General features: G+C 62.1%; 8 protein-coding genes and 2 pseudogenes. 8 read left to right on the top strand and 2 right to left on the bottom strand.

The window, feature by feature from the left end; all coding sequences use genetic code 11:
* The 8 genes and pseudogenes from AC5DC2_RS16660 to AC5DC2_RS16625 all read left to right on the top strand — a co-directional run.
* Positions 1 to 332 (top strand): TetR family transcriptional regulator C-terminal domain-containing protein (locus tag AC5DC2_RS16660; protein ID WP_491699291.1); only part of this gene is annotated, 332 nt, incomplete at its 5' end.
* Positions 333 to 345: 13 nt separating this feature from the next.
* Positions 346 to 1,035: a DUF899 domain-containing protein gene (locus AC5DC2_RS16655; protein ID WP_491699290.1), complete on the top strand. Its 690-nt coding sequence runs from the start codon at positions 346 to 348 to the stop codon at positions 1,033 to 1,035.
* 16 nt (positions 1,036 to 1,051) lie between these two features.
* A pseudogene (locus AC5DC2_RS16650) lies at positions 1,052 to 1,255 on the top strand (glutathione S-transferase family protein); the annotation flags it as partial.
* Positions 1,256 to 1,305: 50 nt separating this feature from the next.
* Positions 1,306 to 1,728, top strand: coding sequence for a VOC family protein (locus AC5DC2_RS16645; protein ID WP_491699289.1), 423 nt, complete (start codon positions 1,306 to 1,308; stop codon positions 1,726 to 1,728).
* Positions 1,729 to 1,760: 32 nt separating this feature from the next.
* Positions 1,761 to 2,624 carry an alpha/beta fold hydrolase gene (locus tag AC5DC2_RS16640; protein ID WP_491699288.1) on the top strand — a complete coding sequence of 288 codons (864 nt, stop codon included), beginning with the start codon at positions 1,761 to 1,763 and terminating at the stop codon, positions 2,622 to 2,624.
* A 62-nt stretch (positions 2,625 to 2,686) separates the two neighbouring features.
* Positions 2,687 to 3,163 (top strand): VOC family protein, encoded by a 477-nt coding sequence (locus tag AC5DC2_RS16635; protein ID WP_024706854.1) that lies wholly within the window; start codon positions 2,687 to 2,689, stop codon positions 3,161 to 3,163.
* Positions 3,164 to 3,637: 474 nt separating this feature from the next.
* The gene (locus AC5DC2_RS16630) at positions 3,638 to 4,387 is read left to right on the top strand and encodes an SDR family oxidoreductase (RefSeq protein WP_491699287.1); all 750 of its coding nucleotides are present in this window, start codon (positions 3,638 to 3,640) and stop codon (positions 4,385 to 4,387) included.
* Positions 4,388 to 4,792: 405 nt separating this feature from the next.
* Positions 4,793 to 6,268, top strand: a complete 1,476-nt coding sequence (locus tag AC5DC2_RS16625; protein ID WP_491699286.1) for a protein adenylyltransferase SelO — start codon at positions 4,793 to 4,795, stop codon at positions 6,266 to 6,268.
* A gap of 52 nt (positions 6,269 to 6,320) precedes the next feature.
* Here AC5DC2_RS16625 and AC5DC2_RS16620 read toward each other — a convergent pair.
* Positions 6,321 to 6,469: pseudogene (locus AC5DC2_RS16620) on the bottom strand (IS3-like element ISMamg1 family transposase); the annotation flags it as partial.
* 209 nt (positions 6,470 to 6,678) lie between these two features.
* A partial coding sequence (locus tag AC5DC2_RS16615) for a P-loop NTPase family protein (RefSeq protein WP_491699285.1) occupies positions 6,679 to 6,975 on the bottom strand: 297 nt, incomplete at its 5' end.

Below are 6,975 nucleotides of genomic sequence, written 5' to 3'. Positions count from 1 at the left end.
ACCTCGCCGAGTTCACCTGTCTCGTCGGCACCATGACGCAGGAGGTCTATGGGTCGAATCCGGCGATCCGCGATGCCTGCGCTGCAAGCATTTTCGGGCATGCGGCCACGCTTGAGCCCGACATCGAGGCGGCGATGAAGGCGCGCGGGATCGTGGCGGACTGGACGCCAGCCAGCCTGGCCGCGCATACCCAGGCCGTGCTGCAGGGCGCGTTCATACTGGCCAAGGCGACGGGTGGCCGCGCCATCGCGCGCGACAGCGTCGATCATCTGAAACGCTATCTGCTGCTCCTGTTCGAGAGGCCATCGAAGAGCGGCGCGACAGGTTCTTGAGGAGGTTCATAACATGACCGGAATTTCAGACCATGAAACGAAGGCGGTGTCCGGTGTCGTTCGCCGAACGGTATCACCGGATGCCTGGCGCGACGAACTCGCCGAGCTACGCGATGCGGAAAAGGACCTGACCCGTGCTCAGGACCAGCTGGCCGCAAGGCGGCGGCGCATGCCGTGGACGAAGGTCGATGGCGACTATGCCTTCACCGGCCCCGAAGGAACCGCCACGCTGACCGATCTGTTCGACGGCCGTGCGCAACTCATCGTCTATCACCACATGCTGAAGCCCGCGGATCCGAGCCCGTGCGAAGGCTGCTGCATGGTGGCCGACCAGATCCCGCATCTCTCCCATCTGCACGCCCGCAACACCGGGCTCGTCTTTGTCTCGAAAGCGCCCATTTCCGAGATCGAGGCGTTCCGCAAGCGCATGGGCTGGTCGATGCCCTGGTACGAAACACGGGATAATTTCAACGCCGACTTCGACGTGAGCTCAGGCTTCGGCCTCAACGTTTTCTATCGCGACGACGCGGATATCTACCGGACCTACTTCACGACTGGTCGCGGGGTCGAGACGCTCGGCACGGTCTGGACTCTGCTCGACCTGACGCCCCTCGGCCGGCAGGAAGACTGGGAGGACGCGCCCGAAGGAACGCCGCAGACCAAACCGTACCAGTGGTGGCGGAGGCACGACGCGTATGACTGAGACAGGTCCCCAATCGATGGGCGATGCCGACTGGCTCGATGGCCGTTTCAGTGCCGGCGACCTGATGACGGTCGATGTTCTGCGCAGGCTGGGCGGATCGGGGCTGCTCGAAGAGTTTCCGGACCTTGCGGCCTTCGTAGCCCGCGCCGAAGCGCGACCGGCCTTCAGGCGCGCTTACACTGCGCAGAGGGATTTCTTCGAAGCTGCGGCGGAGCCGTAACCAATGGCCGCCGTTGAGGGCGGCATTTCAACCACAAGGGAGAGACCGACATGGAACCGACAATCTATCTTTTCTTCAAGGGCAACTGCTTCGAGGCGATGACCCGTTATGCCGAGGTGCTCGGCGGCGAGATCGGCGGCGTTTTCCGCAACGGTGATGCGCCCGACCCGGAAAGCCGGATGCCCGGCGGTGACGATCTGGTGATGAACATGGCCATGAGTTTGGGCCGTGCCATGATCATGGCCTCGGACGTCCCGGCCGAAATGTACAGCAAGCCCGCCGGCTTCCGCGTATCGATCGCGCCGAGCTCGCGCGAGGAATTCGACCGTATCCACGAGGCGCTGGCAGAGGATGCGCAGAGCGTCGAGATGGCGCCCGGCGAAACCTTCTGGGCCGAGCGCTTCGCCATGTTCACCGACAGGTACGGCACGCCGTGGATGCTCAATTTCGAAGGCGACAAGGGCTCTGCCTGAAGAGAACTCACCTCAAGCAGGGAGAGACAATCATGTTCCGGATGGTCATTCTGACCGCAATGCTCGCGGCCACCGCCCCGGCATTGGCCGAAGACGAGCCGAGAGGCGATCGCGTCGAGGTCAACGGTATGACGATGTATTACGAGGTCTCCGGAAAGGGCGATCCGCTGATCGTCCTGCACGGCGCCTATATGAACATCCCCTCGATGGGCGAAATCATCCCGATGCTCGCCGAAACACACCGCGTCTATGCGCTGGAATTCCAGGGACACGGCCGCACGACCGACATCGACCGGCCGATCACCTATCCGAATCTTGCGGGCGACGTCGCCGCCTTCATGGACGCAGTCGGGATCGAGAAGGCCGACATATTCGGCTATTCCATGGGCGCAGCCGCCGGGCTGCGGTTCGCCATCGACTTTCCTGAGCGGGTCGATCAGCTTGTCGCAGCATCCGTGGCGTATGATTACGAGGGCTGGCAGCCCGCCTTCAGGGACTTCGTCCCGCAGATGAGTGTCGAGATGTTCCTGGAGATGCCGTTTGCCGCCGAATACCGCGAACTGGCGGCCGATCCGGACGGTTTTCCCGCGCTCGTCGAAAAGCTGATCGCGCTCGAGCACGAACCGATGGCCTGGGGCGAGGAAGTGGAAGCATTGGAAACCCCGGTGCTGATCATCACCGGCGACGCCGATGTCGCGACGCTGGAACATTCGGTCGCGATGTTTCGCCTGCTGGGCGGCGGGGTGATGGGCGACATGGGCCAACCGCTGCCGGTCTCCCGGCTCGCGGTGATGCCGGCGACATCCCACACCGCGGTCATCAACCAGCCCGCGCTTTTGCACGCATTCATCGAGCCCTTCCTTCAGGGGACGACACCGAAAGGCTTCTTCGAATAGCCCGCGTCGCGTCTTCTGCCCGAGGCGGCGAACCCGCCGCAACAGACACAAGGAGAAACGTCATGACCGATATCATCAATTGCCTCTGGTACGATCACGGCGAAGCCAGGAAAGCGGCCGCGTTCTATGCCGCCACTTTTCCCGACAGCCATGTCGATCGCGTGAACACCGCCGCCTCCGATTATCCCGGCGGCAGGAAAGGCGACGAACTGACCGTCGAGTTCACCGTACTCGGGCGCAAGTTCGTCGGCCTGAATGGCGGCCCCAACTTCACGCCGAACGAGGCCGTCTCCTTCATGGTGGTCACAGAAGATCAGGAAGAGACCGACCGCTTCTGGAACGCCATCGTCGGCAATGGCGGACAGGAAAGCGCCTGCGGCTGGTGCAAGGACCGCTGGGGGCATTCCTGGCAGATCACGCCGAAACTTCTCCTCGACCTGACGACGGGACCCGACAGGGACAAGGCCAAACGCGCCTTCGAGGCGATGATGACGATGGGCAGGATCGACATCGCCGCCCTGGAAAAAGCGGTGGAATAGCCGAAAGTGACCATCTCGGTCGCCGTGACAGGAACACTTTGGCGGGTGCTTTCTTGTTCGTGCCGGCATGAAGATCGCGCGCGAAGAAGAATTGCCGGGTTTTCTGACCATCGTCGCGTTCTCTGCTCAGACCACGTCCTGATGGCACTGCCCGTCAGTAATGCAAAATTCCCTGACATTCGGCTGCGATTGGCCTCACGCGCCCGACTTGCCGCGTCGTCCGCTGAAATAAGGCAGCGCGAACAGATAGAGACCGGTGACCAGCATCAGGAACAACGGGAACAAGGGCATACATCCATTCGGCGGGTTCCCTGCCGAACCCCTGGGACACGGCAAACGTCGAGGTTGCGGCCGATGGCTGGCTTTTGCGGTGATGCGGGTGAATGGCGGCCTTCTGAAGCTGACCGCAGGAATCGGGTGTCGAAGCAGCTGGGTATCTCATATCCGTCACTCTCCAATCTAAGGAGAACACGTATGGGAATATTACAGGATAAAGTTGCAGTTATCTCCGGTGCATCATCCGGTATCGGCCGTTCGGCCGCGTTGCTTTTTGCCGCCGAGGGCGCTTGCGTGGTTTTGAACGCGCGTCGGAAAGCGGCTTTGGAAGACGTCGCAAAGCGTATCCAAGAAACAGGCGGACGCGCACATTTGGTTGCCGGCGATGTGAGTTCGGCTGAAACACATGAACAACTGGTCGCGGAAGCCGTGCAGGTTTTTGGAGGTCTTGATATCGCCTTCAACAATGCCGGGACCGTGGGTGCCTTAAAACCGGTCGCTGAACTGGAATCCGAAGAATGGATCCAAACGATCGCCACAAACCTGAACGGCGCTTTTTTTGCGAGCCGTTATCAAATACCGGCAATGCTAGAACGCGGAGGCGGCTCCATTGTTTTTACCTCCAGCTTCGTCGGCACGAGCGTCGGTTTGCCAGGGATGAGTGCCTACGCCGCCGCAAAAGCAGGGCTGATGGGCTTGGTCAAAGGCATCGCGGCGGATTATGCCGTAAAAAACATACGGGCCAATGCCCTTCTTCCGGGCGGCACAGACACGGGGATGGCGGGCGATCAATCGCAGAAGGATTGGGCCGCCGGTCTCCATGCGATGAAGCGGATAGCCCAGCCGGAAGAAATCGCGCAGGCCGCGTTGTTTTTGGCGGGGCCTGCATCGAGCTTCGTGACAGGTTCCGCGCTATTCGCGGACGGCGGAAATTCGGCGGTGAAATAGGCGGCATCTTTCACTGCGGTCGTTTGAGCTGAACGGCTCGAACGACCGATCCGGGTAGAAAGCGGTTCCAAGCCCATGGAGCATGAATGGCCGCTCAGCTCATTATCTGAGTTCAAATCCGCCAGTCCGGAAAGCTCCCCCGCTTCTGCCGGTCCGGAAGGCCGCTCGTTTCGGTCGTTCAAGCGCGTTCTCGATTTCCCTGAAAGCTGCCGATCCGCGCAGGGCGCTGCAGTGTCTATTCTGTCCTGATCGGATGGAACTGCTACTTCCATGCCTATGTAACATGTCGGACAGAGACGTTTCCGGTCAGGCATTGCCCTGGAAATCCGATATCGACAGCGCCACCTAAGTGCAGAATGGTCGAGAGCCAGCGGCCGAGCAGCACGACGGAAGCAGAGCGGAAAGATGACGGTACATTTCGACTTCGATAACAGTTACGCGCGTCTCGGCACCGTCTTCCACCGGCCAACCATGCCGTCGCCCGTCACCGCGCCGCATCTCCTGAAGCTGAACCGACGGCTCGCAGAGGAACTCGGGCTCGACGCGGATGCGTTGGACACTGCTGAAGGAGCTGAAATCTTCGCCGGCAACCGGCTCCCAACAGGCGCCGAGCCGCTTGCGGCCGCTTATGCCGGACATCAATTCGGAAACTTCGTGCCGCAACTCGGCGATGGGCGCGCCATCCTCCTCGGCGAGGTCGTCGACCGACAGGGTCGGCGTCGCGACATTCAACTGAAGGGGGCCGGCCCCACCCTCTTCTCGCGCAACGGCGACGGACGGGCAGCACTCGGCCCGGTCCTGCGGGAGTATCTCGTCAGCGAGGCCATGGCCGCGCTCAAAATTCCTACCACGCGGGCGCTGGCCGCGGTCGCGACGGGAGAGCCTGTCTACCGGGAAACGGCCCTGCCGGGTGCGGTCCTTACGCGCGTCGCCTCCAGCCATATACGCGTCGGCACGTTTCAGTTCTTCGCGGCACGGGGCGACGACGAAGCGGTTCGAAGACTAGCCGACCATGTGATCGCAAGGCATCACCCCGAGGCCGCGGATGCTTCCAATCCCTACCGCGCTCTTCTCGAAGGCGTCTGCGCCCGTCAGGCCGAACTCGTCGCACGCTGGATGCAGATCGGCTTCGTGCACGGCGTCATGAACACCGACAATATGTCGATCGCCGGGGAAACGATCGATTACGGCCCGTGTGCCTTCCTCGACGCTTACGATCCCGCGACCGTCTTCTCCTCGATCGACCGCAACGGGCGTTACGCCTACGCCAACCAGGCCCGCATCGCGCACTGGAACCTCGTACGTCTGGCGGAATGTCTGCTTCCTCATCTCGATCCGGACGAAAACAAAGCCATTGAAGCCGCACAGGACGTGCTTTCCGGCTTTGCGGACGCGTTCAACACCGCTTATGTCGACGGCTTTCGCGCGAAGATAGGCTTGCAGACACCACAAACGGAAGACGCCGCGTTGATCGAGGATCTTCTTGGGCTCATGGCAAAGCAGAATGCGGACTTCACCCTGACCTTCCGCAATCTCGGCAAAGCGGCGGAAAGCGAGCAGGCCGATGGGGCGCTGCGCGATCTCTTTGCCGATCCAACCGCCTATGACGGCTGGGCGGCGCGCTGGCGTCAGCGCCTCGCGGCCGAACCGGGAGAGCCGGGTGAACGTCGCGTTGCTATGGATGCGGTCAACCCGGCGATCATTCCGCGCAACCATCTCGTCGAGGAAGCGCTTGCCGCCGCGATGGCCGGCGACCTGGCGCCCTTCGAACGCCTTAACGCAGCGCTGGCCACGCCCTTCGAGGAACGGGTGGAGTTCACCGATTATGCCGGCCTTCCGCCGGTGCCCGAGGCGGCCTACCGAACCTTCTGTGGCACGTAAACGCGCGGCCTGCGAGCGACGCAATCCTATTTGGCGGATCGAGGAGCGGCTCTTTCAATGGAGCCACCGCATCCCGCTTCACAGCGGGCGTCACCATTTCTTTGAAGCCACACCCTTCAGGATCTCCTTGTCCAGCATGGCCTCCGCGAGCAACCTCTTCAGCCGGGCATTCTCGTCCTCGAACGCCTTGAGCTTGCGGGCTCAGGCCACAGAATATGATCATTGCGGCGAGCGGCATCATGCCGCCGACCGGACGTCGGCTGGGGGCGGAAACTGTGCCGGGCAGGTCGGGACTTTCGCCGAAAGAGCTTCGCTTCGATAATGGAGAGCATTTCCGGCCCGCAAGGGATCACCGGAAATGACCTCTGGCTAGACGCATGGCCGGGAACGGTGCCGGAGAACCCATCAGGTCAGGAGGCTTCTGCCAGTTCCGGCGGCTCCCTGGCGCCGGTCATGAAGGCGACGGCATCGGACATGGTGTGGTCCTTCGGGTTGATGACGCAGAGCCGCCGGCCGAGGCGATGGACATGGATGCGATCGGCCACCTCGAAGACATGCGGCATGTTGTGCGAGATCAGGATGATCGGAATGCCGCGCGATTTGACGTCGAGGATCAGCTCCAGCACACGGCGGGATTCCTTGACGCCGAGCGCGGCCGTCGGTTCGTCGAGGATGATGACCTTGGAACCGAAGGCCGCCGCCCGCGC

The organism is Martelella sp., assembly GCF_984369615.1.
The sequence above is the reverse complement of the archived record's forward strand: the minus strand, read 5'-3'. Positions and strand labels throughout refer to the sequence as shown.

What these genes read in the sequence shown, in the direction of transcription:
- AC5DC2_RS16635 (WP_024706854.1), top strand. Translation starts at nt 2,687, where the DNA reads ATGACCGATATCATCAATTGCCTCTGGTACGATCACGGCGAAGCCAGG.
- AC5DC2_RS16645 (WP_491699289.1), top strand. Translation starts at nt 1,306, where the DNA reads ATGGAACCGACAATCTATCTTTTCTTCAAGGGCAACTGCTTCGAGGCG.
- AC5DC2_RS16630 (WP_491699287.1), top strand. Translation starts at nt 3,638, where the DNA reads ATGGGAATATTACAGGATAAAGTTGCAGTTATCTCCGGTGCATCATCC.
- AC5DC2_RS16640 (WP_491699288.1), top strand. Translation starts at nt 1,761, where the DNA reads ATGTTCCGGATGGTCATTCTGACCGCAATGCTCGCGGCCACCGCCCCG.
- AC5DC2_RS16625 (WP_491699286.1), top strand. Translation starts at nt 4,793, where the DNA reads ATGACGGTACATTTCGACTTCGATAACAGTTACGCGCGTCTCGGCACC.
- AC5DC2_RS16655 (WP_491699290.1), top strand. Translation starts at nt 346, where the DNA reads ATGACCGGAATTTCAGACCATGAAACGAAGGCGGTGTCCGGTGTCGTT.